The sequence below is a fragment of the Haloactinopolyspora alba genome, from assembly GCF_003014555.1.
Lineage (GTDB): Bacteria > Actinomycetota > Actinomycetes > Jiangellales > Jiangellaceae > Haloactinopolyspora > Haloactinopolyspora alba.
On record NZ_PYGE01000004.1, the window covers coordinates 271,360 to 298,352 of the forward strand.

A 26,993-nucleotide genomic window follows, 5' to 3' on the forward strand; every position below is an offset into this window, starting at 1 on the left:
ACCGTCACCCGGCGCACGCGCGGATCTCGCGCTCCGACGCGTTGCCGCCGCTGCACACGACGGCGACCCGCCGCCCGGCGAAGCGCGACGGGTCGGCGAGCACCGCCGCCAGCGCGGCCGCTCCGGCGCCCTCGGCGAGGGTGTGGATCTCGTGCATCATCACCCGTTGTGCGGCGGCGATGGCGTCGTCGTCGACGAGCACGAAGTCGGTGAGCCGCTCCCGCATGATCGACTGGGTCAGTTCGAACCCGGAGCCGGTCGCGAGCCCGTCGACGGCGGTGTGGTTCGTCCGGGTCACGCACTCGCTCGCGTGCCACGAGTCGTGCGCGGCCGGGGCGGCCGACGACTGCACCCCGACGATCTCGCAGCCCGGCGCCAGCGCGGCGGTCACCAGGCACGCTGCCGCGGCCCCGCTGCCGCCGCCCACCGGCACCAGCACGACGTCGAGTTCCGGCTCCTGCTCCACGAGCTCCAGGTACACGGTCGCGACCCCGGCGATGATCTCGGCCTCGTTCGCCGCACTGACCAGCCGCTTCCCGGTGTCTCGAGCGAGGCCCTCGGCGTGCGACCGGGCCTCGTCGAAGTTGCCGCCGTACTCGACGAGTTCCGCGCCCCAGGCCCGGACAGCGTGCGCCTTCGCCGGGTTCGCTCCCTCGGGCATGACGATGGTGCACGGTGCGCCGAACGTAGCCGCGGCGTAGGCGAGCGACTGCGCGTGGTTTCCGGTCGAGTACCCGACGACGCCACGGCCGCGTTCGGCCGGATCCATGCCCGCCAGCAGCGTGAGCCCGCCGCGGACCTTGAACGCGCCGGTGGGCTGGGTGTTCTCGTGCTTGACGTGGATGGTGGCCGAGGTCCGGGCGTTGAGGACCGGGTAGGTCCACATCGGGGTGGGCGGTAGCTGCCGGGAGAGCAACTGCCGTGCGTACAGCACATCGGAGATGGTCGGGCGTCGCATATCGTCCACGCTGGCACCCGGCAATTCATAAGTCCAATTTCTATTTTCGAGGAAAGTATCAGTTCCGTTTATGATTGCGTCGATGCTCGATCTGGTCCGGTTGCGGGTGCTGGTCGCGGTGGCGCGCGAGCGGTCGGTCACGGCTGCAGCGGAGGCGCTGCACTACTCGCAGCCATCGGTCAGCCACCACCTGGCCAGGCTCGAGGCCGACGTCGGCGTGCCGCTGACGCAACGGGCCGGCCGCGGCATCCGGCTCACCGAGGCGGGCCGGATGCTCGCCGCCCGCGCCGAGGAGATCCTCGGCCGGGTGGAGTCGGCGCAAAGCGAGGTCGCCGAGCATGCGGGGCTGCGCACCGGACGCGTGCGGGTGGCCGCGTTCCCGTCGGCGTTGTCGACACTGGTGCCGCCGGCCGTCGCGCGGTTCGGCGCCGCACATCCGGGCGTCGACGTCGCGCTGACCGAAGCGGAGCCACCGGCGGCGCTGGCCGCCCTGCGCAACGGCGATGTCGACGTCGCGCTGGTTTTCGAGCATGGCGAGCCGTCGGCCGGGGACGACCGGAACGTCACCCTCACCGCCGTGCTCACCGAGCCGATGTACATCGTTTCGCCGAGTCGGCGGGAATGGACTGGCGACCGCGCCAAGCTGAACACCTACGCTGACGATCGCTGGATCGCGGGCTGTGAGCGCTGCCGTACGCACCTGGTCGGGGCCTGCGAACGCGCCGGTTTCGCGCCGGACATCGCGTTCGAGACCGACGACTACGTCGCCGTGCAGGCGTTGGTCGCCGCCGGGCTCGGCGTCAGCACCCTGCCGGGCCTGGCGCTGGTCGCGAGCCGGCATCCTGATGTGCGGATCGATCGGCTACCCGACGATCAGCGGTCGGTACTGATCGCGACCTACGGACGCTCACCAGCGCCGCTGCCTGTGCAGGCGTTCGGCGCCGCCCTGGACGCGGCGAACACCGTGCCTACCTGGCCCTGACCAGGTAGGCAGGAGTCGTGGACGCGTTGATCAATCGACACCTGGTGACTCCTGCGGAGTTCGGGACAGGCGACCTGAGGCGAGCCATGATCGAATGATCTCGTCGGCCCGCCTCGCACTGATCTCTTCGGGGTTGTCGCGGTCCCAGTGCCCGGCAAAAATCCTGAAGAAGACATCGCTGGGACGCCATTCCCCCGACGGCAGATCGAGGATCTCGGCAGACCGCGTCGTCTCCTCCGAGTCACGCCGCCAGAGAGCTCCCGACGTCGGCGTGAAATCCAGGACGAAGTATCTCCACATCAGCGATCCTTCCCATGTAGGTCGACAGCTCCCTGGGGGCAAGGAATGCTCCTGAAAACATATGACATGTGCGCCTCCGCCGCCGATTTTACGGCGTCGTCGCTGTCCGGACGCCTCCACATCTCGTAATCATGGTGTGTCGTCACTTTCGCTTCGAAGCTCTCGTGCGTATGGAATTGGACTTCGAAGGTCAACGCCGCTGCCACGTCCCACCATACGCTGTTGATTCCTTGATAACCCGAACCGCCCCAGTAGTTTTTGAACTTGATGAGTTCGAATCCAACTTCCGGCATGATGTCAAGCGCATGCCGCACGCCTACAACGTAGGCGGCCGTTGGAAAACATAGGGTGTACCGAACAGAATCAGAGATGCTGGCTAATTCGTGTGAAACGCCCACGCCAAACGGCGAATCGGCGTCGGTGGCGATTTTGCGTTTCAGGGAGTCTGCACGCTTGAGCCGATGCTCGAGTCCCTCCAATACTGCGTCCGGCAAGCGGTCCCGCAGACGTTTCACGCGATCGGTGATCCAGGGCTCCACCTCCGCAGTTCGTTCTACATGTTGATCGACGAGCGCGTTCTCGTCCGGTGAAAGTCGCAAACCCGATTCGTCGCGCCATTCGCCGGGCTCTGCCGATGGTCCGGTCGTGTTCGCGACGAGGGGTGGCCCACTCCGTTCTCCGACTTCGGATGAGCCGTCGCCGATGGCGTTGCCGGCGCGCGCCGTCAGACGCGAGACGTATACGAGACCTTGCTCCGCCGTCAGCACCAACTGGGTGATTGCGGTTTCGAGGTCGTCCGCGGCGACCTGGGTGAGACGGGCCACGTCGACTAGTCCGCGATCGTCGCTGGCACTGGAGAATTGCGATGCTTTGGCAGCGAACTGCACGAGGCGCCGGTGACGTTCTTGCAGGCGCGTCGCATCACGCAGGATTTGCCGGCACATTGCCCTGATCGATTCGGCGAGCTTCTCAAGCTCGGATTGTGCCACGATCAACCCCTACTGGAGGCGTGGCCGGGCGAATATTCGGCCAAGAGTCGAAGCGTGTCGGCGTACTTGGCTTCGAGTCGCATCCGGTGGTCCGGATCGAGCAGTTCGAGAAGGCCGGGGTCGGTGTTGTCGGCGACGTCGCACCGTTTGACGATACGGGCGATCGGATCGGCGGCGGCCCGGGCGATGGATTCGGCTAGCGGCTCGCCGGGAAGCTTCGTGAGCGCTTCGACAGCACGGATGACGTTCTGGGGACAACCGTGCATGTGTAGGTCGGCGGCTGTGACATCGGTGTCTTCGAGAACGTCGTGCAGGACGGCGACCGTTTTCTCGTGTTCGCCGGACACGCGGTCCATGACCCGGAGTGGGTGCTCAATGTAGGGTCGGCCGGCTTTGTCGACCTGGCCGGCGTGCGCGGCGGTGGCGAGCGCGACAGCGGCGTCCAGATTCCAGTGCGCTCCATGGCGTGGATCATGCGGCCGATGCACGGCAGTCATTTTCCTCGAGGACGCTTCGGTGACGCAACGATGCACGTCGCCGTCGTCTCTCGCGTATCACGCATCCACCGGTTCGGGCTCGGTCGCCGGAGCGAGGCGCCGCGCCGCGGGCACGACCAGTGGCGTCCCCGTCTCCGGGTCGTCGACCACGCGGCAGGCGAGGCCGAACACGTCGTGCACCAGCGCCTCGTCCACGATCTCACCCGGGCTGCCCTCCGCGACGATCTGCCCGTCGCGCATCGCGATCAGGTGCGTGGCGTATCGGCACGCGTGGTTGAGGTCGTGCAGCACCGCGACCAGCGTGCGGCCGTGCCGGCCGTGCAGGTCGTGGCAGAGTTCCAGCACGTCGACCTGGTGGGCGATGTCGAGAAATGTCGTCGGCTCGTCCAGCAGCATGATCGGTGTCTGCTGGGCGAGGACCATCGCCAGCCACACCCGCTGCCGCTGCCCGCCGGAGAGCTCGTCGACCCGCCGGTGTTTGAGGTCGGCGACGCCGGTGTCGGTCATCGCCTCCGCGACGGCGTTCGTGTCGGCCGACGACCACTGCCGGAACATCCTCTGGTGCGGGTACCGGCCCCGCGAGACCAGGTCGGCGACGGTGATGCCGTCCGGTGCGATGGACGACTGCGGCAGCAGCCCCAGCCGTCGCGCCGCCTCCTTGGTCGCGTACTGCGTGATGAGCTGGCCGTCCAGGTGAACCGTCCCGGCGGTCGGCTTGAGCATCCTGGCCAGCGCCCGCAGCAGGGTGGACTTGCCGCACGCGTTCGGCCCGACGATGACGGTGAACGACCCGTCGGGAATCGAGACCGACAGCTCGCGTGAGATGACCCGTTCGTCGTAGCCGAGGGTGAGGTCGCGGCCGTGCAGACGCGACTCGGTTGCGGAGCCGGGGCGGGGTTCAGACATGGTGACGCCGTCCTTCGCGTGCGAGGAGCCAGATCAGGTACAGACCGCCGACGCTCACCGTGACCACGCCGACCGGCAGCGGACTGGGCAGCATCCATTGCGCGACCAGGTCGCTGACGCCGAGCAGAAGCGCGCCCATCAGCGCCGCCGACCCGACGGTCGCGCCGGGCGCGCGTGCCAGCCGGCGTGCCAGGTGCGGTGCGGAGAGCGCGATGAACGAGATCGGCCCGGCGGCCGCGACCGCCATCGCGGCCAGCACGGTGGCCGCGATCAGCATGCCGACGCGGGTGCGTTCGGCGTCGACTCCGAGGCCGGTGGCGGCGTCGTCGCCCATCTCGATCACGCGCATCGGCCGGGACAGCCCGAGCAGCACCGGCGCGACGACGGCCATGCCGATGGCGACCGCCACGACGTGCTCCCACGCCCGGGTGTTCAGCGAGCCGGTCAGCCACACCTGCGCCCCGGTCGCCTCGATCAGGTCGGCGCGCATCAGCATGTACGACACCGCCGACTGCAGCATCGCCCCGGCGGCGATACCGACCAGGATCAGCCGGAAACCCTGGACGCCGCGCTTGTACGCCAGCAGGTAGACCGCCGTGGCGGTGAGCAGACCGCCGACGATCGCGCCGCCGGCGACCTGCAGCATGCTGCCGCCGGCGACCAGGATGACGAAGACCGCGCCCGCCGAGGCTCCGGAGGTGAACCCGATGACGTCCGGACTGCCGAGCGGGTTGCGCGAGAGACTCTGGAACACCGCGCCCGACGCGCCCAGGGCCGCGCCGACGAGGAACGCGACCAGCGCACGCGGCAGCCGGCGGCCGTTGACGATGAAGTCGGCGAGCGGATCCGGCGGGCTGCCGACGAGCGTCCGCAGAACCTCGGCCGGGCCGATGCTGTAGTCGCCCACAGCCAGTGAGATCAGCAGGACGACGGCGAGAGCGGTGGTGAGCGCGGCACACACCACGGCGACCCGGCGGTCGAAGCGGACCGACCAGCGGTCGCCGCGGCCGCGCACGGTGTAGCTGGTGGGCGAGAGGTCGATCCGCTCTACCGTGACGGCCCTGGGCGCGGTGTCCGTGGCGGTGTCGTCCCGCGTGTTCGTCGTGGTCACAGCGCCACCGTCCGTCGGCTGCGCACCAGCGCGATCAACACCGGGCCGCCGATGATCGTGGTGACGATGCCGACCTGCAGTTCGCCGGTGCTCAGCACCACCCGCCCGAGCACGTCGGAGAGCAGCATCAGGATCGGCGCCACCACCAGGCAGAACGGCAGCACCCACCGTTGGTCCGGCCCGGTGAACGTGCGCACGACGTGGGGCACGATCAGGCCGACGAACCCGATGGGGCCGACGGCGGCGGTCGCGGCTCCGCACAGCAGGGTTACGGCGAGGACCCCCACGATCCGTGCCACCAGCACGTTCGCTCCCAGGGCCGACGCGGTGTCGTCGCCGAGCGCCATCGTGTTCAGCGTGCGGGCCAGCCCGAGCGCCAGAACCACGCCGACGGCGATGAACGGCAGCACCGAGTCGACCGTGTCGGCATTGCGTCCGGCCAGTGAACCGACCTGCCAGAACCGGAAGACGTCCAGCACTTCGGAGTCCATCAGGATCATCGCCTGGGTGAATCCCATCAGCACGGCGGCGAACGCCACCCCGGACAGGGCCAGGCGCACCGGCGTCGCCTCCGCGTTGCCGACCGACGCCAGCGCGTACACCACGACACTGGCCAGCGCGGCGCCGGCGAAGGCGAACCAGATGTAGCCGAACAGGCTCATCGCGCCGAGCAGCGAGACACCGAGGACCACGCCGAACGAGGCGCCCGCGTTGACGCCGAGAATGCCCGGGTCGGCCAGCGGGTTGCGGGTCAGGGCCTGCATGATCGCGCCGGCAAGACCGAGGGCGACCCCGCACATCAGTCCGAGCAGGGTGCGGTTGACGCGCATGTCGCCGACGATCACCTGGTTGTTGACGTCGCCGGAGCCGAACAGCGCGGCCACGACCTCGTCCAGCGGGATGGACTTGGCGCCGACGGCGATGCTCGCCATGCACACGATCGCGAGGACCGCCACGGCCGCCACCAGCCACAGCACGCGAGCCGTGGTGGAGCGGGCCAGCCCTTGCGCGGTGGCCTCAGCGGTCGGGGGCGGCTGCGGCGTCGTCGGTGCGGACACGGTCAACGGCCCGGTTCGACCAGCGAACGGACGCCGAACTTGCGGAGGACGATCGGGAACCAGGCGGTCTCGCGACGGCTCATGGCGAACGGTCCTCTCCCGGCACGGCGACTACGACTCTGAGCAGAGGCTAGCCTTACCTGTACTGTACCGAGAAATCCAGGTTCGCCCACCGGACCTCTTCCGCGGGAATGATCACGTCCCGCATGGAATTACCTGCGTCACCACCCCTGCAAGCCTGGTGACGCGGGCGAAAGCCTCGTGATGTGCCGCGCCCGGAAGGTCTAATGTTCCGCAGCGACGAAATCGCGAACCAGCGTGACGACGGAGTTGGGCTCCTCGGCGAGCATGCCGTGGCTGGCGTCGATCTCTCGGACGTGCAACTGTGGACGCAGGTCGGCGAGGGCGGCGAGATCGCGCCGTAGCCCTTCCCGGAGTGCTGTCAAGAGCGCAGTGAACTGACTCGGAAGTGTCGGCAGGTCGCGGGTGGCCAGTACGACCAAGAGCGGGCTGTCGAGTTCGGAGAAGACAGGCAGCGCATCGAGGAACTCGGGAGCGACGCGCAGCGCATCGGCCACGTCGCGCCCCGGACGCAGGTACGTCGCGCCGTCCTTTGCGCGCAGCCCGCGACGGACCATGGCCAGCCACGCGTCCTCGTCCGCGCCGGCAGCCGCAGCCGCTGCTCGCTGTCCTTCGAGCATCGCTTCGACCTCGGCCGGTGACATCGGCTGCGCCATCGCTTCGGTCTGTGCGTCGAACTGAGTGCGCAGGCTCTCGAGGTCGCGGCCGAGCTGGTCGCGAGGGATGTCGACATAGTGCTCGGCGGACGTCAGTGCAGGGCGGTGGCCATCCAAGCTCACCGCGGCCGGGCATTCCGGATGGCGACGCGCCCACATGCCCGCGATCATCCCGCCGAGGGAGTGCCCGACCACCGCCGGCGCGGCAAGGCCCAACTGGGCGACGACGGCCTCGATGTCGTCGAGGACGGCGTCCCACTGCCAGGGGCCGTCGCCGGACCGGCCGTGTCCGCGTAGGTCGAGTGCGATCGTGCGGTGCGCGTCCGCCAGTTGCGGGCCGACGGCGTGCCAGGCCAGCAGGTTTCCGCCCGCACCGTGCAGCAGTACGACCGGCGGCCCGTCGCCGCCGTGGTCGTGGACGCTGATCGGCACGTCACCGGTCCGTACGGTGATCTCGGTGGGCATTCAGTCACATCTCTCATGAGTCGTGTGTGGGGTCGGCGGCGGGTCGGATGCTCAAGCGGTGCTGCACCGACTCGGTCGTGACGCCACCATCCGGGTGGCGGTGCAGCTTCTGCCTGGTGATCAGGTCGTGGACGCCCTGGCGGCTGATGCCCAGCATCGCGGCGGCCACCGAGAACGGGACGTGCTGCCGTGACGGATGGCCGAGCCGCCTGGCGACCGTCCGGCCCAGCGGGGTCTGCCACCAATCGTCGCGTGGGTCGAATGGCGCGTCGCCGGGGTAGAGGGCGGCGACAAGGCGAACGGCGACGGCTCGGGCGGTGTGATCGTCGGGGCCCAGCAGCTGTGCCGCCCACATCTCGGCGTCACCGCGCAGCTTGGTGCGCAGTGGATCCGTCGCATCGTCGGACTGCATGAGGATGGCGATCGGGTCGAGCAGTCGAGCGGTGACCAGTCGAACGATGTCGTCGACCAGGGCGACGTGATCGGCGGTGGCAGCCATGAAATCTCCGCATCGAGACGGGGCGAAGGGCACAGCCTAGCTGCTACTTGACGCAAAATGTCAAGTAGCAGTGTCCAGCGCTTGTGTCGTCCGTTACGAGACCGCGGCGCGGTAACAGTGCGTGCGGTAGGGCAGCACGAGCCCGTCCGGTCCCGCCTGCTGCTCGAAACAGGCGCGCATCGCCCGGAACACGTCGGCCCGGTCGTCGTCGGACAGCAGAACGACGTGCGAGCGCGACGCGGCCAAATCCAGGAGGCCGTCGAGGTCGATCAGTTGCGAGTGAGCGAAGACGGCCGTCTCGGACCGGCCGAACAGCTCGCCGAGTGCGGCCGGTTCGACGACCATGGCCTCGCTCGGGCCGATCGCCTCCCACAGCTCCCGGACCCACGGCAACGAGCCGTCGCGATGGTTCCATACCAGCCCGAGCCGCCCGCCCGGTCGCAGTACGCGGGCGATCTCCGGCAGCGCGGTGGCGTGGTCGAACCAGTGGAACGCCTGGGCGACGGTCACGACGTCGACGGAGTCGTCGGCGACGGGCAGGGACTCGGCGGTGCCGGGGCGGATGTCGGCGGCCGGAACCAGTTCGCTCAGTTGCGACAGCATCGCCTCGGAGGGGTCGACGGCGACGACGTCGTGTCCGGCATCGGCGAGCGCGCGGGTCAGCTTGCCCGTGCCTGCGCCCAGGTCGAGCACCCGCATCGGCGGCTCGCCGGACAGCCACGCCACGGCGGCGTCCGGATAGTCCGGCCTGGCCCGTTGGTAGATCTCCGCGACGCTGTCGAACGATGCCGCTCTTCTGCGGAACTGATCGCTGTCCACGCGACGAAGCTTACCGGGGGACGGTTGTCACCCGACAGTTCCCGATATATCGTCTGAGTATCGCGACAGTTCGATCTGGGGAGGCATCATGATCGGAGCGAGTCATGCGGCTGGGCCGCCGTGGATGCGCGGACACGGGTGCGCGGGCGGCAAGTCCGAGTCGGCGGCCGATGCCGCCGCGAGTTGGTTCGCGGCGATGAGCGGACGGCGCGGTGGTCCCCACGGCGGCCCGCACGGAGGTCCGCATGGGTTCGGGCCACCGTGGGCGATGTTCGGCGGGCCGCCGCCGTGGATGGGGCACGGCGGGCCGCCGTGGGGACGCCGTGGCCCGAAGGCACGTCGCGGCGACGTCCGGGCCGCCATCCTGGCCGTGCTGGCAGACCGGCCGATGAACGGTTACCAGATCATTCAGGAGATCGCCGAGCGCAGCGAGGGCGTGTGGAAGCCCAGCCCTGGGTCCATCTACCCGACGCTGCAGCAACTCGAGGACGAGGACCTGGTCCGGGTCGGTGAACAGGGCGGACGCAAGATCTATCACCTGACCGCCGAAGGCGAGGAGTACGTCTCGACGCACGCCGAGGAGGTCGCGGCGCCGTGGGAGGCCATGTCGTCGCCCACCGATGACGACGTCAACGGCCTGCGCTCGCTGATCGGGCAGGCTGCCGCCGCGTTGTGGCAGATCCTCGCCACCGGCAGCGCCGACCAGCAGGCCAGGGCACGCGAGGTGCTCGCGGACACCCGCCGGCGCCTCTACGGGATCCTGGCCGAGGGCGACGAGCCGGACGACCCGGACGACGAGGACGGAGGCCGGACATGACCCAGACCCGGTCGCTGCGGATCGGCGACGCCGAGCGCGACGCGGCGGTCTCCGCGCTCGGCGAGCACTACGCCGCGGGACGGCTGACGAAGGACGAGTACGACGAGCGGGCGTCCGCGGTGACAGCGGCTCGCTTCGACGCCGATCTCGATCCGCTGTTCACCGACCTTCCCGCCGACGAGCGGGCGGTCGACACCCGGTCGGCGACACCCGCACGGCGTGTCGGGCGCGGCATCCCTGACCGCGCGCCCCGCGCCCGGGCGATGCTGCTGATCCCGCTGGCGGTGATGTTCGCCGGCGGCATGCTGTTCATGATCGCCAGCAGCGCGCCGTGGATGCTGTTCATCCTGTTCTGGCTGTGGGTCTGCGGCGGCGGTTTCGGGTTCCACCGCGCCCGGCATCACCACAGGACGGCCTCGGCCCACTTCCACGGCTGAGCTCGCCGCGCGAGCCGCCGTGCAGGACGGCGCCGTGAGACGATCCGGCCGTGAGTGCGCCACCAGCGTTGCGGTTCGCGACCTTCAACATCCGCAACGGGCGCGCGTTCGACGGGTTCGACTCCTGGCCGCTGCGGCGAGGGGCGACCGCCGCCGCCGTCGCGGCGCTCGACGCGGACGTGCTGGGTCTGCAGGAGGTCTACCAGTTTCAGCGCAGGTTCCTCGCGCGTCGGCTGCCGGGCCTGCGGTGGCACGGCCGAGGACGCGACGGCGGCCGCTCGGGTGAGCAGTGCCCGGTCGCGGTGGCGCACGAGCGCGTCGCCGTCACCGAGTCGCGGACCCGGTGGTACGGCGACGAGCCCGACCAGCCCGGCACCCGCCTGCCGGGAGCGTCGTTCCCGCGTATCGCCACGCTGCTGCGCTGTCGCGACACCGCGACCGCGACGGAGTTCCAGGTGGCGAACACCCATCTGGACGAACGCGTCGACGCGAACCGCGCCAGCAGCGTCCGCCAGCTCGCCGGCTGGCTCGACCTTTCCGTGCCGACGGTCGTGCTGGGAGATTTCAACACCACGCCCGGGGCCGCTGCGTTGCGTCCGCTGACCGAGGCCGGGCTACGGCTCGCACCGGTCACCGGCGGAACCAGCCACGGTTTCACCGGCCGCACCGACGGGCGCCGGATCGACCACGTCTACCTGAGCGCGCACTGGACCCTGGTCGACGCCGCGGTCGTCCACGAGCGCCCGGGCGGGCGGTTGCCCTCGGACCACTGGCCGGTCCGGGTCATCGCGCATCTGTGACGCCCGGGTGTCGGGGAGATCCGGGAGACCCGGGAGAATTGAGGCCTTCCGTCCTCATCCGTGGGTGGGCGATCGGTCGTTGCGCGGGGGCGAAGCGGCGGCATGGCCTTGGTGGTGGCTTGGCGCGCCGCAGCGTTCCACAAATGTGGCACTCCGGGCGCACCAGGGCACCTCGGCGGTGCCAAGACGCCGGCAGACACGCTTCGGTGCCCCGATCTCCCGTGATCATCAACGATCCCCCGGGTGATGGGGGCATGTTCACCGCACTGAGCAACCGCCGGAGCGGACGCGGGACTGCCTTTCGGGTTCGTGAGCTGCAAGGACACTGCCGTGATCCGCGGCCCTGCGGGCCAGGCGCCGTCGTGGGGCCACGGCACGGTGTGGCCGTCGTGTCGCTACAGCGCCCAGGGCCACGTCACGGTGTGACCATCGTGTCGCCACAGCGACACCAGATCCGCACCGTGCGCCGCCGGGCGCAGGCAGCCCCGGCCTCCCTCCTGCATTGATCATGTTCGCTCGCGGACGCGCCGCGACCGGGAACGGCCATACAAACCGGCGACACGACCGCCAGCGGACATGATCACCGGGAAACGCTCCAGGCGGCGCCGTCGGCGCCGTCGGCGCCGTCGGCGCGGGCGGCGCGGGCGGCGCGGGCGGCGCGATCACCCACGGATCGGGTCGAAGAGCCAGAATTGAGCGCCTCCGGGTTGATCTTGGAGTTCTTCGGCTGAACTTTGGACATTTCGGTCTCTGGGGCCGAACTTCTCCAAGATCAACGCGGCGGCGCTCATGATCGTGCGTGGGCCGCTCGGCTACGCTCGCGCGCATGAACGATCCGCTGGCCGGCGTCGCCGCACTGGACGGGGTCGGCGTCGCCGCCGCGCACGCACGTGATGCCGTCGACGCGCTGCTGCGGCACCCGGCGATGCGCCGGGACGCGGCAGCGGTCGCGGCCGAGTCGGCACTACGCGGAGCGCGGGCTTCGACCTGGCTCGCCGGCGGCGACCGCGACGACACTGCCGACGCGACGCTGCAGGGTGCCCTGCGGACCGTGGCCGAGGTCCCCGCGATGGCGGAGGTGTGGGAGCGCTCGCCACGCCAGGCGCTGGCGCGCCTGCACATGCTGGCCGCCCGTGACCTGGTGTCCGACCCCGACGAACTGGGCCGCCCGCGTCCGGACGCCGACAACGCCCGCCTCGACCAGCTGATGACCGTGGCCACCGCGTCGACGGACGCGCCTGCCGTCGTGGTCGCCGCGATCGTGCACGGTGAGTTGCTGGCGCTGCGTCCGTTCGGGACCGCCGACGGGGTGGTCGCCCGGACGGCCGAACGCGTCGTGCTGGTGGCACGTGGCGCCGACACGAAAGCCGTCAGCGTGCCGGAGGCGGGGCACGTCGCACTGTCGCGGGCGTACCTTCCGCTGCTGGACGCCTACGGTTCGGGTGCGGCCGACGGCGTGGGCGCCTGGGTCAGGCACTGCGCCGAGGCCTACGCCAGGGGCGCGGAGGAAGGGCTCGCGATCTGCGACGGCCGGGCCGGGACCTGAGGCACCGGAACGGGCTGCGTCCACGTGCGAGCGGCGCCCTGCGTGAGGTAGGGCGCCGCCGCTGACACAGCTGGACGGGGTACCAGTGCGTGCATCGTGTCCGTCGCCTCGGCTAGCCCGGGACGACTGCCCTTACATGGGTTGATCGCCGCGTGGGTTCCCATCTGCCGTGCAGTGGACCTTTACGGTCCGTACCTCGTTTCTATGCCCCCGAGCTGCGCTGACGAAAGAGCAACCAGGAGATCTTTACGTTTCGCAGACCCGCTCCGCCAGCCGGGCCAGCTCGGCCAGCAGCGCGGCGTCGAACGGATGGACGACCAGCGTTGAGCGTTCGCCCTGGGCGTCGTCGAACTCGTACTCGATCTCCGCAGCCGCGAGCTCTCGGGTGCCGTCGCAGTCGCCGACTCGCCACACGATCTCCAGCTGTCGGCGCCCCTCGGCCGGGACGGTGACCGGGGCGGCGTCGGCCGTGAAGCCGAGCGTAGCCGATGAGACCTCCTCGACCAGGACCTCTTCGTCGATCGGATTGGTGACCGGCACCATGGTACGGAGGTGGTCGTCGTGACGTGTCGTCGTCGCCTGCCCGAACTCGACGGCGCTCCGGTCGCACTCGTCGGCTCCTGACAAGGGGCCGCCGGTCGCACCCTGCACCGCCACCTCGCGGGTCGAGGTGTCGCCGCCGCTGCGTACCCGCGCCTCGATCGTTCCCGACGGTTCGACGGCGCAGTCCCGCCGCATGGACAGTTCGACCGTCGCCCAGCTCCGCGGCGCCGCGGTGACGGCGTCGTCCGGAGCTGTGCCCCCGAGTAGCTCGTAGCCGGGCACTCGAAGATCGAGCAGTTCGACCTGCTCGGGTCCGGCGTTGTAGACGTCGACGGTCACGTTTGCCGCTCCTGCCGGGGGTGCGCTGGTGTACGAGAACGACGCCAGCGCGAAGAGTTCGCCGCGATCGTCGCTCGTCGCCGCGTTCACCAGGACACCGGCGACGACTCCGGCCGCCAGCGCCGCGCCGATGGCGACCCGCCGGCGCCGTCGGTGCGGGTCGCTGTCGGGTGCGACGGGCGCATCGGGCTCGTCCGGTGCCGCGGTGTGCGGATCGTCTCCGCTGTGGGTGACCGTCCCGAGATCGAGCGGATCGCTGCGGAACTCGTCGTTGTGCCCGGACATCAGGACCGCTCCTGCCGGCCGCACGTGCGCTCGACCAGCCGCACCACCTCGGTGAGCGTGGTTCCCGAGCCCAGTGGGAGCCGAACCGACCGGGCCCGGTCGCCATTCGTCGGCACGATCTCCATCCGGATCGCGGCCTCGTCCCACGCCGGCGCGGCACCACACTCGCGCACCGACAAGCTGACGGTCACGGTGGTGGACCCGTCGGCGCCGGCGTCCCGCGGCAGTTCGCTCGCCGAGACCGCCAGGCCGGGAATCGTCGAATCGACGTCGAGTATCCGTGCCCGTCGGTCACCGTCGGGGGTGATCTGGACGGTGGCGTCGACACGGTCCGGTTCGATCCTCGAGGTGGTCGGCCCCCGGACCTGCAGCCCCATGCCAGACGCCGAGTCGCATCCGAACTTCCACAGCCTCTTCGTGAACTCGGTGGCCGCGGTGCCCAGCCGCCTGCGCAGCGTGGTGCTGGTGCCGTCGTCCGTGCGTACCTCGAGTTCTGCCTCGATCCGGTCTTCGTCGGCCGGGCGAGTGGTGCAGTCCGGCTCGAGCGGCATGACCAGGTCGGTCCAGGTGTCCGGTTCGGCCGCGACCGCGGCCCAGTCCCCGGTGCCCTGCGTGAACCCGGCCATGGTGACGTCGACGATGTCCACTGTGCGCCCACCGGTGTTCCGGACACTGAGCGCAAATGCGTTCGATGAGGTTTCGGCAAACCTGGCCGCGCCGAGTACCACCTCGACCTCGGAGCGCGCGACGGCCTGCTCACGAGCGTCATTGCCGACGAACCCGACGACGCCGCCGATCAGCACCGCGCCCGCGATCGCTCCCGCCCGCACGGAGGTGAGCCGTCGCAGCTGAACCGTTCTCACCCCCAACGTACGGCCGCGCTCACGACGGGGCGTCCTGCTCGCCCGTCCCGCACAGCCCGCGCCACAGCGAGACCACTGCCCGGGCGTCGGACGGCGTCGACATGGTCACGGTCGTGGTCCCGGACTCCGTGCGCAACCGTACACGGATCTCCTCCGACGGCTGGGCGGCGCAGTCGGGGATGGCGGGCGTGCGGTACCGCACCCAGCGGCCCGGCTCGGCGGTCACCGGAGCGGGCGCCGGCGTGGTCTCCGGGCGCCGGAAGCCGTCGACCTGGGCGTCGACGATGTCCACCGACTGCGTGCTGGCATTCACGATCCCGAGCGTCAGATAGTTGAACTCACCGCGAGGTAACGGCGCCAGCGGCTCCAGGAGCATGCCGGCGAGGCGGACGCCGGGATCGTCGCCCGGGCCTTCGCGCACTTCCGCCGCGACGGTGCCGATCACGGCTCCGGCGGCGAGCGCCACCGCGACGGGTAGCCACCGCGGCCACCGGCGCCGCGCGCCGTCGTCGTCCGGACGGGAGGTACCGGCGGCGGGCGTACGGCCGTCGTCGCTCCCCGCCGGCGACATCGTGCCGAGGTCCACCGGCCGCCCGCGCGCGCCGTCACGGCCCGTCATGGACCGATTGTCGGGCACGGACACCGGCCACCGACAGGGCTCCGCTGACGGGGTGCGATTCGTTCCGTTTGCGAGGGGTGCGAGTCAGGGCCATGATCGGAAGCCATGTGGAACCGGGGGAACCGGCTCAAGTACGCCATGTGGGTCGTGCTGGGCGGTGTGATCGTGCTGCTCGCGGCGCTGATCGTGGCTATAACCATCGGCGTCGAGATCTCGACGGGAGCCTCGGCCGGCATACTCGCCGCCTGTGGCGTGATCTCTGTCGCCCTGATCGTCAGCAGTTCGCGGCTGTCGTCGAACCGGCAGGCTGGTACGGACCAGTCGGCGCGATCGTCGGGAGATCCGGCGGTCAGCGGGAACGTGTCCAACTGGGTCTTCCTCGCCGACGCCTATGTGGCGCGCGAGGAGTTCGAATCGGCGGAGCGGCTGTACCGGCGTGCCGTCGAGGCCGGACACGTCGCAGCGCTCGCCCGCCTCGGCGAGGTCCTGTACGAGCTGGGACGCGACGACGAGGCGGAGTACTACCGACGGCGCGCACGCGAGGCCGGCGCTTGAGGTGCGGGCGGTGTCGGCGCTGCCGGCGGTTCCGGCGGCGCGGCGCCGGGGCGTGCCGGCGGGCCGTCAGCCGCGGACTCGCCTGCGTACCGCGTACCAGGCAAGACCGGCAGCGGCCGCGCCGGCACTGATGGCCGCCGCCGCGATGGCCGGCCTGGGCGCGTCCCGCAGCGAGGACGCGCGCTGCCGCAGGGCCACCGGCTTCGAGAACACGAGAACCGGCCAGCCGTTCTCGGCGGCCGTCTTGCGCAGCAGCCGGTCCGGATTGACGGCGTACGGGTGCCCGACGGCCTCGAGCATTGGCAGGTCGGTGGCCGAGTCGGTGTACGCGTAGCTGCGGCCCAGGTCGTAGCCGCGCTCGGCCGCGAGGTCGATGATGGCCGTGGCCTTGTTCTCGCCGTAGGCGTAGAAGTCGATGTCGCCGGTGAACCTGCCGTCGTCCCCGACGACCATGCGTGTCGCGATGATCGTGTCGGCGCCGAGCATCTCGCCGATCGGCTCGACCACCTCGGCGCCGCTGGAGGACACGACGACGACGTCGCGGCCGGCGACGTGGTGCTCCTCGATGAGGGTGACCGCCTCGTCGTAGACGATCGGGTCGACGATCGTGTGCAGTGTCTCGGCGACGATGTCCTTGACCGTCTGCACGTCCCACCCGGTCACCAGCCCGGACAGATACTCGCGCATCCGTTCCATCTGGTCGTGGTCGGCGCCACCCACGAGATAGACGAACTGCGCGTAGGCGCTGCGCAGGACGGCTCGGCGGTTGATCAGGCCGCCCTGGTAGAAGCTGCGGGAGAACGCCAGCGTGCTCGACTTCGCGATGATCGTCTTGTCGAGGTCGAAGAACGCTGCCGTACGGGGGTGGTCGTCGCTGTCCACGGCCCGAGGATAGCTGCCGTGGCGTGTGATGCCCGTGTGACCTGGTGTGGCCGCCAACGGTAATTTTCTGGATCGAGTGTGTTTGGCCTCCGGGACATCGGGGCACGATGCATCACGGCGGCACCCCCCCCGCCGCCGTGACCCGGCCCGCCCCCCTGGCCGGGTCTCTCACACGGCTCCTGCCACCCACCCGGCAGGAGCCGTGTCCATGTTCGGGGCGGGGGCCACCTCGCTCTACGTGGCGCGACGAAAATGACCACGTTCACCATGGAATTCCCTGCGTCACCACCCCTGCAGGCCTGGTGACGCGTGGACGATCCTGGTGATGCGACCTCGGCTGCGGAAGCGCCGACTGTCCACAGCGGGTGATCCCGTCACACCGTTGTCCACAGATCGCTGATGCCCCCTGGCGGCGAGCCGGCCGGTTGCCGATCGTGGAGCGCATCCGCATCGCGAAACACCCGGAGGCCGCCGTGTCCCGTCTGTCCGATGGACCCGTCCCGCGCACCGAACCGAACGGTGCGACCCTTCCGCAGTCACGACCGCTGGTGGTCACCGGTGACGAAGAGATGCTCGACGACCTGCTGCGCCTGGCCGCGGCTGCCGGGGTCGAGGTCGAAGTCGCCGGTGACGCGTCCGCGGCTCGAGCGCGCTGGTCCAGGGTGCCGCTGGTGATCGTGGCCGACGACCTGGCGGGCGGCTTGGCGCGGCTCGCCCCGACCCGCCGCGCCGGTGTCGTTCTCGTGGGCCGTGAGCGTGACGATCCCGGTGTCTGGCAACGCGGCGTCGCCCTGGGAGCCGAACACGTGTTGTTCTTTCCCGAGGACGAGCCGTGGCTGGCCGGTCGGCTCGCGGACGCGGCCGAGGGCGATACGAGTGACGCCGTCGTCCTGGGTGTCGTCGGCGGCCGGGGCGGCGCCGGGGCGTCGGTGCTGGCCACTGCGCTTTCCGTCACGGCAGGTCGTCGCGGCCGGTCGGTCGTCCTGGTCGATCTGGACCCGCTGGGCGGCGGCCTCGATCTCGTCCTGGGCGCCGAGAACTCCCCCGGGCTGCGTTGGGACGACCTCGCCGACAGCAGGGGACGGCTGAGCGCCCGGGCCTTGCGTGACGAGCTTCCCCGTGGTCACGGCCTGGCGGTGCTCTCCTGCGGCCGGAACGACGGGACTCTCGTCTCGCCGGTGGCGTCACAGGCGGTCCTCGCCGCCGCCCGACGGGCGTGCGACCTGGTCGTCCTCGACCTGCCGCGCCGCGCCGACGCGGCGGTGGACGAAGCACTCGCCCACTGCTCGTCGGTGCTGCTGGTGGTGCCGACCGAGGTGCGGGCGACCGCCGCGGCTACGACCGTCGCGACCGGGCTTTCCGCATCCGTGGCCGACGTCCGTGTCGTCACCAGGGGAGTGTCCCCGGCCGGGCTCGGTGGCAACCACATCGCCACCGCACTCGGTCTGCCGCTGGCCGCTCACATGGCCGACGAGTCACGGCTCCCCGAGTATCTCGACCGTGGCGAGCCACCCGGCTGCGATCCCCGGGGGCCGTTGGCCACGACCTGCGCGAGCCTTCTGGACGAACTGCTGCCCGCTCCGCACGCGGGTGCGGCGTGATGGGCACGCGTGTGGCTGATCAGGGCGTCGTGGACGCGGGGCTGCTCGAGCGCGTGCGTGCCGCGCTGGCGGCGGCGGTCGAAGCGCCGAGCCCGGCGCGGGTGGCTGCGGTACTGCGGTCCGAGGGTGCGGTACTCGGCGACGCCGCCGTGCTCGACATCACCGAGGCGCTGCGCGCGGAGATCACCGGCGCCGGGCCCCTGGAGACCCTGTTGCGTCAGCCCGGCACGACCGATGTCCTGGTCAACGGGCCGAATGCGGTGTTCGTCGACCGTGGTGCCGGTCTAGAGCGCACCTCCGTGTCGTTTCGTGACGAGGCCGAGGTCCGGCGGCTGGCCGGTCGGCTGGCCACGTCCGCGGGTCGGCGCCTCGACGACGCCGTGCCGTACGTCGACGCCAGGCTGCCCGGTGGGGCCCGGTTCCACGCGGTTCTGCCGCCGGTGGCTGCGGACGGCACCGTCATCTCGCTGCGGGTGATCCCGCGGCGCACGTTCGACCTGCCGGCCCTGGTCGACGCCGGCACCGTCCCCGAGCCGTTGGCGCCGTGGCTTCGCGCGCTGGTCCGGTCGCGGCTGGCGTTCCTGGTCACAGGTGGCACGGGGAGTGGCAAGACGACCGTGCTCAGCACGTTGCTCGGCCTGTGCGAGGACGGCGAACGGGTCGTCCTCGTCGAGGACGCCGGTGAGCTGCGGCCGGTTCACGGTCATGTCGTGCGTCTCGAGGCACGGGCCGCCAACGTCGAGGGGGCCGGCCGCGTCGGCCTCGACGACCTCGTCCGGCAGTCGTTGCGAATGAGACCGGACCGAATCGTCGTGGGTGAGGTCCGCGGGGCGGAGATCGTCGATCTGCTGGCGGCGTTGAACACCGGGCACGAAGGCGGCTGCGGCACGCTGCACGCGAACTCGGCGGCGGACGTGCCGGCGCGGCTCGAGGCGTTGGGCATCGCCGCGGGTCTGCACCGCGACGCCGTCCATGCACAGGCAGTGGCGGCTCTGGACGTGGTGGTCCACTTGACCCGTGACCGGGACGGGCGGCGCCGGCTCACCGAGATCGATCTGCTCGACCGGGGCAGGCAGGGCAGGCTTGAGACGATGCCGGCGTTCCGGGTCGACGACGCGGGCGCGCTCGTGCACGGGGCCGCCCACGAAGAGCTGAAGCGCCGGTTGGCCGAGCGCGGGTGCCCGCCGTGCTGACCGTACTGGCAGCCGTCATCGCAGCGGGCGCTGCGATGACGGCGTCGCGCCGCGATCCCGGCGGCATGCTCGTGCGGCGACTGGGGCTCGCGAGCCCGGCCGGCGCGCGCCGGCTCGATCGCCCCCGGACGTCGCCGCGGGTGCTGGCGGCAGGAGGAAGCGTGGCCGGCGCACTCGTACTCGGCACGGCGGCCGGCCCTGGCGGAGTCGTCATGGGCGCTGTCGCCGCACCGTGCACAGCCGTGTGGTGGTCGCGTCGACAGCGTGCCCGTGCACGGCACCGGCGTGAGACCGACGTCGACGAAGCATGCCTGGCACTCGCCGGCGAGCTCGGTGCGGGCATGGCTGCCGGCTCCGCGCTCGCCTCGGTCGCCGAGGACTGGCCGGAACTGTTCGCGGCGGCGTCGGGGCGGGCAGCGGTCGGCGACGACCCGGTGCCTGCGTTGCGGACGGCGGCACGGTTGCCCGGTGCGGAGGCGCTGTCGGCCGTCGCCGCGGCATGGGAGGTCGCAGAACGCAGCGGGGCAGGGCCGGCGACCGTGCTGCAGGCCGTTTCCGAGTCGCTGCGCAGCTTGAACGCCGTCCGGCGCGAAGCGGAGGCTCAGCTCGCGTCGGTGCGGGCGACGACCCGGCTGATGGCAGCGCTTCCGCTGCTCACGGTGGTGGTGTTCTCCGGCGGGGACGGCGCGACCGTCGATTTCCTGACCCGGCATCCGTACGGGCTCGCCTGCCTGGTCACCGCGGGCGTGTTCATCGCGCTCGGTGTCGTCTGGGTCGAACGTGCCGCCCGTGCCGCTCGACCGGTGTGGCCGGCGTGACCGTCGCCGCTGTGTTGTGTGCCGTGAGCGCGGCGGTCCTGCTCACCGGCCCGGCCCCGGGGGTGACAAGGGTGCGGGCGATCCTCGGATCCGGCGAAGCGACCCGTCGGCACCAGCGACGCTCGCGTCCCGGAACGCGTGACGGCAGAGGCTGGGCGGCCTCACGTCGCGGCCGTGCCGTCGCCGTCGGGTGCGCGACGCTGGCCGGATGGACGGTCGTGGGCGGCGTCCGGGGTGTGCTTCTCGGGGCCGGCGCGGGGCTGGCGGTGTGGACGGTCCTCGGTCGCCTCGAACCGGCAGCGCGGGCGCGCGAGCGTGAACGCGTGACCGCGTCGGTGCCGCTCGCGGCGGATCTGCTTGCGGCCACACTGGCCGCCGGCTGCCCGCCGACGACGGCTCTCGACGTCGTCGGGTCGGCGGTGGGAGGCCCGCTCGGACGCCTCCTGCTCGACGCGAGGGCAGCGTCCGATGTCGGTGCGGACCCGGCTCGGGCGATGGCTCCGCTGCTGGCCGTGTCAGGAGCACGCCCGATGGCCCGGGCCCTCGTGTCGACCATGAGCAGAGGAACCTCCCCGGTCGCTGCGCTGCGCCGGACCGCGGCCGAGGCACGCGAGGCTGCGCGATGGGCCGGTGAGGCGAAGGCTCGATCGTTGGGCGCTCGGGCGGCCGCGCCGCTGGGCCTGTGCTTCCTGCCCGCGTTCGTGCTGGTGGGTGTCGTGCCGATGGTCGCGACGTCCGGGATTCTCGGCAGCTGACCGCGCCACGTCGGTCGTCTGCGGTGGAGCGGGCTGGCACCGGAGCCAGCCCGCGTCGGTGCGGCCCTCACCCGTAGGGTCGTGTCATGCGGCTCGAGCAGGACGAATGCCGCGCCCGGCTGTCCGCGGCGCCAGTGGCGCGGTTGGCCACCGTGGGTGACGACCAATGGCCGCACGTCGTGCCGATCACATTCGCGGTCGTCGGTGAGCGGCTCGTCACCGCCGTGGACCGCAAGCCGAAGACCACGTACGCGCTGCGGCGGTTACGCAACATCGCGGCCAACCCGCGCGTCTGCGTGCTGTGTGATCACTACTCCGACGACTGGAACCAGCTCTGGTGGGTCCGCGCCGACGGCTACGCCACGGTCGAGGAGAGCGGCCCGGACTGCGAGGCGGCCATCGCCGCGCTGCGCGCGAAGTACGAGCAGTACCGGGTGGAACCGCCGCCCGGGCCGATGATCGTCGTCGTGGTCCGTTCCTGGTCCGGCTGGGCGTACAGCGGCTGAACGCTCCGGTCGCCGGCGAGGCTTTGCGCCAGGGGACGGGGAGGATGCGGCCGCCGGCCCTGGCGTCGCGTGGGCTGCTGAGCCGGCCGGGCTGTCCACAGCCGAGCGCGCGGGCGCGGGTTGTCCCCAGATGCGCCGCGGCCTCTGGGATCCGCTCACCGAACGGACGAGATTGGTCGCAGCTCGCACCTGCGAGCTCCGGACCGGCCGGACGCCGGAACCTGGGGAGGCCCCATGTCCACGCTCGTCAACCGGCTGCGCAACGGCGAGGACGGCATGACCACGGCGGAGTACGCCGTCGGCACGGTCGCCGCATGCGGCTTCGGCGGAGTGCTCTACCAGTTGCTGACCAGCGACTCCGTCCAACAGCTGCTGAGCGGCCTGGTCGAGAAGGCGTTCGGGGTCATCGGCGGATGATCCGGACGATCCGGTGCCGGCGGGTGGAGCCCCGCCGGCACCCGCTCCGCGCCACGCCGGGCCGATGCTCGCCCGGGTACGACCGGCGCGCTCGCGCTGGGCCGCGCCGCGACCGGTCCGTCCGCGGACGGCCGCGGATCCGCTCCGAACGGGGCATGGTCACCGCCGAGATCGCCACCGCCCTGCCGGCATTGGCGCTGGTGCTCGTCGCCGCCGTGTGGACGGTCGTGTTCGCCTCCGCGCAGCTGCGGTGCGCCGATGCCGCGCGGGAGGCGGCGCGGGCCGCGGCCCGAGGCGAGACCGCAGCGGTCGTGCGTCAGGTGGCGGCCGAGACCGCGCCGGACGGGGCCGACATCAGTGTCGACCGCACCGGCGGCCGCGTGGTGGTCGAGGTCAGCGCCGCGATCGCGATGCCCGGGCCGGTGGGCGACTCGGTTCCGGCGCCCACGGCGCAGGGGCGTGCGGTGGCCTTGACGGAGATCGGATGACCAGCGTCGAGGGCCGTGACGAGCGAGGTGCCGGCTCGGTGTTCGTGCTGTCGATCGCCATGGTGGTGCTGACGGCGCTGATGGCCGTGGTGGTGCTGGCGTCCGGGCACGCGGCACGCCGGCAGGCCGCGGCGGCTGCCGACCTCGCCGCCGTCGCCGCAGCCGAGACGGTCGCGGCCGGTGGAGCCGATCCGTGCGCGAGCGCTGCGCGGGTGGCCCAGGCGAACGGTGCGAAGTTGCGCGACTGCGTCGTCGACGGTCCGGAGGTCGAGGTCCAGGTCGAGGTGGACAACACCGGCGTGCCGCCATGGCTGCCGGATCAGCGGCGTCGAGCACGGGCCGGACCGCCGGGACGGAGACCGGTGTCGCGGCGGAGTTCGGTGTCGCGGCGGAGCCCGGTGCACGAGCAGCGAGAACGACGGGCGCGGCTCGTGCTGGCCGCGGCGGCCGGCGGCGCATCGATCACGCCCGGGTGTCGTCCGCCCGCCCATTCGAGCGGGCCCTGGTCGCGCCGAGGCACGCCACGACGACGCAGGCGATGGCCGCCCACTCTCGCACGTGCAGTATCTCGTTCAGCACCACGAGCCCGACCGTGGCCGCCACTGCGGGTTCGAGGCTCATCAGGATGCCGAACACCACGGCCGGCATCCTGCGCAGCGCCTCGAGTTCGAGGGTGTACGGAATCACCGACGACAACAGCGCGATCGCCGCCGCCACGGCCAGCGGCTCCGGCTGCCACATCTGCCCACCACCGCTGCTCAGGCCGATGGGGGTCATCGCCACGGCCCCCACCACGCTGGCCATCGTCAGCCCCGAGACTCCGGGGAAGCGCTGCCCGACCTGACGGCTCAGCAGGATGTAGGCGGCCCACCCGGTGGCGGCTATCAGCGCGAACGCGATGCCGACGGGGTCGACCGCCTCGGAGCCGCCGCGCGCCAGTAGCACCACCCCGAGGCCGGCCAGCGCGACCCACATCAGGTCGAGACGGCGGCGCGAGAACGCCACCGCGACACCGAGCGGGCCGAGGAACTCGATGGTGACGGCGATCCCGAGGGGGATGCGAGAGAACGATTCGTAGATGGCGAAGTTCATGGTCGCCAGTGCCAGACCGAAGCCGACCGCGACCACCAGGTCCGGACGCGACGCGCGGCGCACCGATCGGCGCACCGCGGAGAGCCCGACGACCAGCAGGATCAGCGCGGAGAAGGCGAGGCGCAGGAAGACGACCGCGCTCGGGGGCAGCGTGTCGAACAGACCCTTCGCCACGCCCGCACCGAGCTGAACCGAGACGATCCCGCCGAGGACGAGGCCGGGTGCGGGAATCGTTCGGAACACGGAGGTCACAGAGCCAGGTTAGGGGGTGGCTCGGTGGCCGGTAAGCGCCCGACCGGTGGATCGCGGCGTCGGCCGGTGCGGGGGTGTCGAGGCGCCGACCGGCGGGTCACGAACCGGGACGGCTCACCTGCGCTCGTCGGTCCCCGTGTCGTTCGTGCTGGTGGACGGGCCGTCAGCTCGACCGTCGGTTCCGGTGCCATCGGATGCCGACGTGTCGGCGGAGGCGCTGCGGTCGCCCCCGGCACGGCGCTCGAGGTCCCTGATTCGCTTGCGCTGTCGCCATCCTTTGCGCAGGCCGATGCGCAGCAGCCACAACGTGCCGACGGTGATGGCGCCGGCGACGACGCCCAGGACGTAGGCGCCTCCGCCGGACATCGTCAGGTCGGCGCCGAAAAGCTCGAACGTGAGCGACTCGCCGCCACCGGCGATCATCACGATGGTGAGCAGCAGGATGAGCAGGAGGACGACCAATGCGGCGGCAACCACCGCGACCACCTCCGATCACGTTTCGACACGCACACCGTACCGATCACCGGTCCCGGACGAGGCGCGGACGTGCCGATCAGCGGTCATTCCGCCTCGCGCAGCACCGTGTCCAGCAGCCGGACGGCGCCCGCCTTGTCCAGCGGGTCGTTGCCGTTGCCGCACTTCGGCGACTGGACGCACGACGGGCAGCCGTCGCGGCAGGCACAGGTCGCCACGGCTTCGCGGGTGGCGCTGAGCCAGTTCTGCGCGGCGTGGAACCCCCGTTCGGCGAAACCGGCGCCGCCGGGGTGGCCGTCGTGGACGAACACGGTGAGCATGCCGGTGTCCGGGTGCGCGACCGTGGACAGCCCGCCGACGTCCCAGCGGTCGCAGTTGGCCATCAGCGGCAGCATGCCGATGGCCGCGTGCTCCGCGGCATGTGCCGCGCCGGGCGCGCTGGCGGCGTCCACCCCGGCTGCTTCGACGGCCTCGTCCGGAAGCGTCCACCAGACCGACCGTGTGCGCAGCCGACGTTCCGGCAGCTCGAGCGGAATCTCGCCGAGCACCTCGCCGGTGCCCAGGGCTCGTTTCAGGTACCCGACGACCTGGCTGCTCACCTCGACGGTCCCGAACGCGAGCCGGGCCTGCCCCCAGGTGCGCGACGTCGTCTCCTCGAGCACGTGCAGCGTGCTGACCTCGCGGGCCGTCGTCGTGTATTCGGGGGTGTCGGCCCGCGCCATCGCGACGCCGTCGTCCAGGTCGAGTTCGTCGACCAGGTACGTCTCGCCCTGGTGGACGTAGACCGCGCCGGGGTGCGCCGTGAAGTGTGCGCGCACGGCGTCCACCGTGCCGAGCACGCGTCCGGTGCCCTGCTCCACCAGGCTCACCACGCCCCCGGAGCCGCGCAGGTCGGCCAGCTCGGTCGGGCGGTCCCGCCGGGTCCAGTGCCAGCTGGGCTGCCCCTTGGAGCGCCGCCGCAGCAACCGCTGGTGCTCCAGCGTGTGCAGGACGTCCTGGGTGGACGGCCCGAAGACGGCGGCGTCGTCGGGCGACAGGGGACGTTCCGCGGCGGCAGCGCACAGGTGCGGGGCGAGGACGTAGGGGTTGTCCGGGTCCAGGACGGTCGACTCGACGGGACGGCCGAACAGCGCATCGGGATGCCGGACCAGGTACGCGTCCAGCGGGTCGTCGTCGGCGAGCAGCACCGCGAGGCTCTCCCCGCCGGCCCGCCCCGCCCGTCCGCACTGCTGCCACAGTGAGGCCCGGGTGCCGGGCCAGCCCGCGACCAGCACCGCGTCCAGTCCGCTGACGTCGACACCGAGCTCCAGCGCGGTCGTGGCCGCGACGGCGCGAAGCGATCCGTCGTTCAGTCCCGCCTCGAGTTCGCGGCGCTCGTGGGCGAGGTAGCCGGACCGGTACGAGGCCACGTGCGCCGGCAACGACGGGTCGACCTCGGCCAGCGCCGACCGGGCCATCCCCGCGACCGACTCGGCCGCCCGGCGCGAGCGGACGAACGCGACGGTGCGGGCGTCCGCGACCACCAGGTCGGTCAGCAGATCCGCGGTCTCGGCAAGGACACCGCGGCGGTGCTCGCCCGACGACGACGTGTTCAGCGGAGGTTCCCACAGCAGGAACGTCTTCGCCCCGCTGGGCGAGCCGTCCTCGGTCACCGCTTCGACCGGTTCGCCGGTCAGCAGTTCGGCGGTGCGGGCCGGATCCGCCGTCGTCGCCGAGGCCAGGACGAACGTCGGGGACGCGCCGTAGATCGAGCAGACGCGCCGCAGCCGCCGCAGGACCTGCGCGACGTGCGAGCCGAACACGCCGCGGTACCCGTGGCACTCGTCGATGACGACGAACCGCAGCGACCGCAGGAATCCCGCCCACCGGTGGTGCCGCGGCAGGATCGCGTGGTGCAGCATGTCGGGGTTCGTCAGCAGGTACGTCGCGTGTGCCCGGGCGACGTCGCGCAGTTCGACCGGCGTGTCGCCGTCGTAGGTCGTGGCCACGACGTCCGGCACCGCCAGCTCGTCCAGAGCGCGCAGCTGGTCCGCGGCGAGTGCCTTGGTGGGCGAGATGTACAGCGTGGTCCCGCCGGTGCGGCGGCCGGCCCGGGCGGCGGTCAGCGCCGGCAGCAGGTACGCCAGGGACTTGCCCGACGCCGTCCCGGTGGCCACCACCGCCGAACGCCCGGCCCAGGCCAGCGACGCCGCCTCGGCCTGGTGTGTCCACGGCGTGTCGACCCCCGCGGCGACGAAGCGGTCGCGGACCACCGGGTCGACCCAGTGCGGCCAGTCGACCGGGCTCGACGTGCGTGCGGGGATCGTTTCGACGTGCGTCACCCGTCCGGATCGATGGGGTCCGGAGACGAGGACGTCGTGCAGGCGGTTCGGGCGGGGCACGTCCGCGAG

General features: G+C 71.5%; 29 protein-coding genes and 1 pseudogene. 14 read left to right on the top strand and 16 right to left on the bottom strand.

Features of this window, described 5'->3' with window-relative positions:
• Positions 1-4: 4 nt before the first annotated feature.
• Positions 5-958 carry a threonine ammonia-lyase gene (locus CLV30_RS07850; RefSeq protein WP_106536631.1) on the bottom strand — a complete coding sequence of 318 codons (954 nt, stop codon included), beginning with the start codon at positions 956-958 and terminating at the stop codon, positions 5-7.
• 82 nt (positions 959-1,040) lie between these two features.
• Between CLV30_RS07850 and CLV30_RS07855 the strand changes: the two genes are divergently transcribed.
• Entirely contained in the window at positions 1,041-1,940 is a 900-nt protein-coding gene (locus CLV30_RS07855; RefSeq protein WP_106536746.1) for a LysR family transcriptional regulator, read from the top strand.
• Between the two features lie 299 nt (positions 1,941-2,239).
• Here CLV30_RS07855 and CLV30_RS25925 read toward each other — a convergent pair whose 3' ends face one another.
• The 8 genes from CLV30_RS25925 to CLV30_RS07890 form a co-directional block, all read right to left on the bottom strand.
• Complete coding sequence (locus CLV30_RS25925) at positions 2,240-3,229, bottom strand: hypothetical protein (RefSeq protein WP_129710862.1); 990 nt, start codon at positions 3,227-3,229, stop codon at positions 2,240-2,242.
• 2 nt (positions 3,230-3,231) lie between these two features.
• Positions 3,232-3,585: a hypothetical protein gene (locus CLV30_RS07860; protein ID WP_205740502.1), complete on the bottom strand. Its 354-nt coding sequence runs from the start codon at positions 3,583-3,585 to the stop codon at positions 3,232-3,234.
• A 198-nt stretch (positions 3,586-3,783) separates the two neighbouring features.
• A complete protein-coding gene (locus tag CLV30_RS07865) occupies positions 3,784-4,632 on the bottom strand; it encodes an ABC transporter ATP-binding protein (protein ID WP_106536633.1) in 849 nt (282 codons plus the stop codon).
• Entirely contained in the window at positions 4,625-5,743 is a 1,119-nt protein-coding gene (locus CLV30_RS07870) for a FecCD family ABC transporter permease (protein ID WP_240723173.1), read from the bottom strand. Before CLV30_RS07870 ends, CLV30_RS07865 begins: the two co-directional genes overlap by 8 nt.
• The gene (locus CLV30_RS07875; protein ID WP_420841958.1) at positions 5,740-6,807 is read right to left on the bottom strand and encodes a FecCD family ABC transporter permease; all 1,068 of its coding nucleotides are present in this window, start codon (positions 6,805-6,807) and stop codon (positions 5,740-5,742) included. The genes CLV30_RS07870 and CLV30_RS07875 overlap by 4 nt, the downstream gene beginning before the upstream one ends.
• A gap of 278 nt (positions 6,808-7,085) precedes the next feature.
• Positions 7,086-8,003 (bottom strand): alpha/beta fold hydrolase, encoded by a 918-nt coding sequence (locus CLV30_RS07880; protein WP_106536634.1) that lies wholly within the window; start codon positions 8,001-8,003, stop codon positions 7,086-7,088.
• A 13-nt stretch (positions 8,004-8,016) separates the two neighbouring features.
• Positions 8,017-8,502 carry a hypothetical protein gene (locus CLV30_RS07885; protein WP_106536635.1) on the bottom strand — a complete coding sequence of 162 codons (486 nt, stop codon included), beginning with the start codon at positions 8,500-8,502 and terminating at the stop codon, positions 8,017-8,019.
• 93 nt (positions 8,503-8,595) lie between these two features.
• Entirely contained in the window at positions 8,596-9,321 is a 726-nt protein-coding gene (locus tag CLV30_RS07890; protein ID WP_106536636.1) for a class I SAM-dependent methyltransferase, read from the bottom strand.
• 88 nt (positions 9,322-9,409) lie between these two features.
• Between CLV30_RS07890 and CLV30_RS07895 the strand changes: the two genes are divergently transcribed.
• The 4 genes from CLV30_RS07895 (at position 9,410) to CLV30_RS07910 (ending at position 12,921) form a co-directional block, all read left to right on the top strand.
• A complete protein-coding gene (locus CLV30_RS07895) occupies positions 9,410-10,138 on the top strand; it encodes a PadR family transcriptional regulator (RefSeq protein WP_106536637.1) in 729 nt (242 codons plus the stop codon).
• Entirely contained in the window at positions 10,135-10,575 is a 441-nt protein-coding gene (locus tag CLV30_RS07900; protein WP_106536638.1) for a DUF1707 SHOCT-like domain-containing protein, read from the top strand. Before CLV30_RS07895 ends, CLV30_RS07900 begins: the two co-directional genes overlap by 4 nt.
• Positions 10,576-10,625: 50 nt before the next feature.
• A complete protein-coding gene (locus CLV30_RS07905; protein WP_106536639.1) occupies positions 10,626-11,375 on the top strand; it encodes an endonuclease/exonuclease/phosphatase family protein in 750 nt (249 codons plus the stop codon).
• An 826-nt stretch (positions 11,376-12,201) separates the two neighbouring features.
• Positions 12,202-12,921 carry a Fic family protein gene (locus CLV30_RS07910; RefSeq protein ID WP_106536640.1) on the top strand — a complete coding sequence of 240 codons (720 nt, stop codon included), beginning with the start codon at positions 12,202-12,204 and terminating at the stop codon, positions 12,919-12,921.
• A gap of 246 nt (positions 12,922-13,167) precedes the next feature.
• On the opposite strand, the gene CLV30_RS07915 is transcribed toward CLV30_RS07910, so the two are convergent.
• The 3 genes from CLV30_RS07915 to CLV30_RS07925 are packed head-to-tail and all read right to left on the bottom strand — an operon-like array spanning position 13,168 to position 15,570.
• Complete coding sequence (locus CLV30_RS07915) at positions 13,168-14,088, bottom strand: hypothetical protein (protein ID WP_129710861.1); 921 nt, start codon at positions 14,086-14,088, stop codon at positions 13,168-13,170.
• Positions 14,088-14,951 carry a hypothetical protein gene (locus CLV30_RS07920; protein WP_106536642.1) on the bottom strand — a complete coding sequence of 288 codons (864 nt, stop codon included), beginning with the start codon at positions 14,949-14,951 and terminating at the stop codon, positions 14,088-14,090. Before CLV30_RS07920 ends, CLV30_RS07915 begins: the two co-directional genes overlap by 1 nt.
• A gap of 19 nt (positions 14,952-14,970) precedes the next feature.
• A complete protein-coding gene (locus CLV30_RS07925) occupies positions 14,971-15,570 on the bottom strand; it encodes a hypothetical protein (protein ID WP_129710860.1) in 600 nt (199 codons plus the stop codon).
• Between the two features lie 105 nt (positions 15,571-15,675).
• On the opposite strand from CLV30_RS07925, the gene CLV30_RS07930 reads away from it, so the two are divergent.
• Positions 15,676-16,125 (top strand): tetratricopeptide repeat protein, encoded by a 450-nt coding sequence (locus tag CLV30_RS07930; RefSeq protein WP_106536644.1) that lies wholly within the window; start codon positions 15,676-15,678, stop codon positions 16,123-16,125.
• Between the two features lie 66 nt (positions 16,126-16,191).
• Here CLV30_RS07930 and CLV30_RS07935 read toward each other — a convergent pair whose 3' ends face one another.
• Positions 16,192-17,007 carry an HAD family hydrolase gene (locus tag CLV30_RS07935; RefSeq protein WP_106536749.1) on the bottom strand — a complete coding sequence of 272 codons (816 nt, stop codon included), beginning with the start codon at positions 17,005-17,007 and terminating at the stop codon, positions 16,192-16,194.
• 473 nt (positions 17,008-17,480) lie between these two features.
• Here CLV30_RS07935 and ssd point away from each other — a divergent pair, with 473 nt between their 5' ends.
• The 8 genes and pseudogenes from ssd to CLV30_RS27790 all read left to right on the top strand — a co-directional run.
• A complete protein-coding gene (gene ssd / locus CLV30_RS07940) occupies positions 17,481-18,608 on the top strand; it encodes a septum site-determining protein Ssd (protein ID WP_205740501.1) in 1,128 nt (375 codons plus the stop codon).
• The gene (locus CLV30_RS07945; RefSeq protein ID WP_106536645.1) at positions 18,608-19,801 is read left to right on the top strand and encodes a TadA family conjugal transfer-associated ATPase; all 1,194 of its coding nucleotides are present in this window, start codon (positions 18,608-18,610) and stop codon (positions 19,799-19,801) included. The genes ssd and CLV30_RS07945 overlap by 1 nt, the downstream gene beginning before the upstream one ends.
• Positions 19,795-20,619: a type II secretion system F family protein gene (locus CLV30_RS07950; RefSeq protein ID WP_129710859.1), complete on the top strand. Its 825-nt coding sequence runs from the start codon at positions 19,795-19,797 to the stop codon at positions 20,617-20,619. Before CLV30_RS07945 ends, CLV30_RS07950 begins: the two co-directional genes overlap by 7 nt.
• Positions 20,620-20,642: 23 nt before the next feature.
• Entirely contained in the window at positions 20,643-21,374 is a 732-nt protein-coding gene (locus CLV30_RS07955) for a type II secretion system F family protein (protein ID WP_165358459.1), read from the top strand.
• A gap of 86 nt (positions 21,375-21,460) precedes the next feature.
• A complete protein-coding gene (locus CLV30_RS07960; RefSeq protein WP_106536647.1) occupies positions 21,461-21,880 on the top strand; it encodes a TIGR03668 family PPOX class F420-dependent oxidoreductase in 420 nt (139 codons plus the stop codon).
• A 234-nt stretch (positions 21,881-22,114) separates the two neighbouring features.
• On the top strand, positions 22,115-22,297 hold the full coding sequence (locus tag CLV30_RS07965) for a DUF4244 domain-containing protein (RefSeq protein WP_106536648.1): 183 nt from the start codon (positions 22,115-22,117) through the stop codon (positions 22,295-22,297).
• Positions 22,298-22,452: 155 nt separating this feature from the next.
• Positions 22,453-22,785 carry a TadE family type IV pilus minor pilin gene (locus CLV30_RS27245; protein WP_106536752.1) on the top strand — a complete coding sequence of 111 codons (333 nt, stop codon included), beginning with the start codon at positions 22,453-22,455 and terminating at the stop codon, positions 22,783-22,785.
• Positions 22,782-23,120: pseudogene (locus CLV30_RS27790) on the top strand (Rv3654c family TadE-like protein); the annotation flags it as partial. The gene CLV30_RS27245 and the pseudogene CLV30_RS27790, both read left to right, overlap by 4 nt.
• A 127-nt stretch (positions 23,121-23,247) precedes the next feature.
• Here CLV30_RS27790 and CLV30_RS07980 read toward each other — a convergent pair.
• The 3 genes from CLV30_RS07980 to CLV30_RS07990 form a co-directional block, all read right to left on the bottom strand.
• Positions 23,248-24,129 carry an EamA family transporter gene (locus CLV30_RS07980; RefSeq protein WP_106536649.1) on the bottom strand — a complete coding sequence of 294 codons (882 nt, stop codon included), beginning with the start codon at positions 24,127-24,129 and terminating at the stop codon, positions 23,248-23,250.
• Between the two features lie 114 nt (positions 24,130-24,243).
• Positions 24,244-24,606, bottom strand: a complete 363-nt coding sequence (locus tag CLV30_RS07985; RefSeq protein WP_129710858.1) for a hypothetical protein — start codon at positions 24,604-24,606, stop codon at positions 24,244-24,246.
• An 83-nt stretch (positions 24,607-24,689) separates the two neighbouring features.
• A complete protein-coding gene (locus tag CLV30_RS07990; RefSeq protein ID WP_240723170.1) occupies positions 24,690-26,984 on the bottom strand; it encodes a DEAD/DEAH box helicase in 2,295 nt (764 codons plus the stop codon).
• Positions 26,985-26,993: the final 9 nt, after the last annotated feature.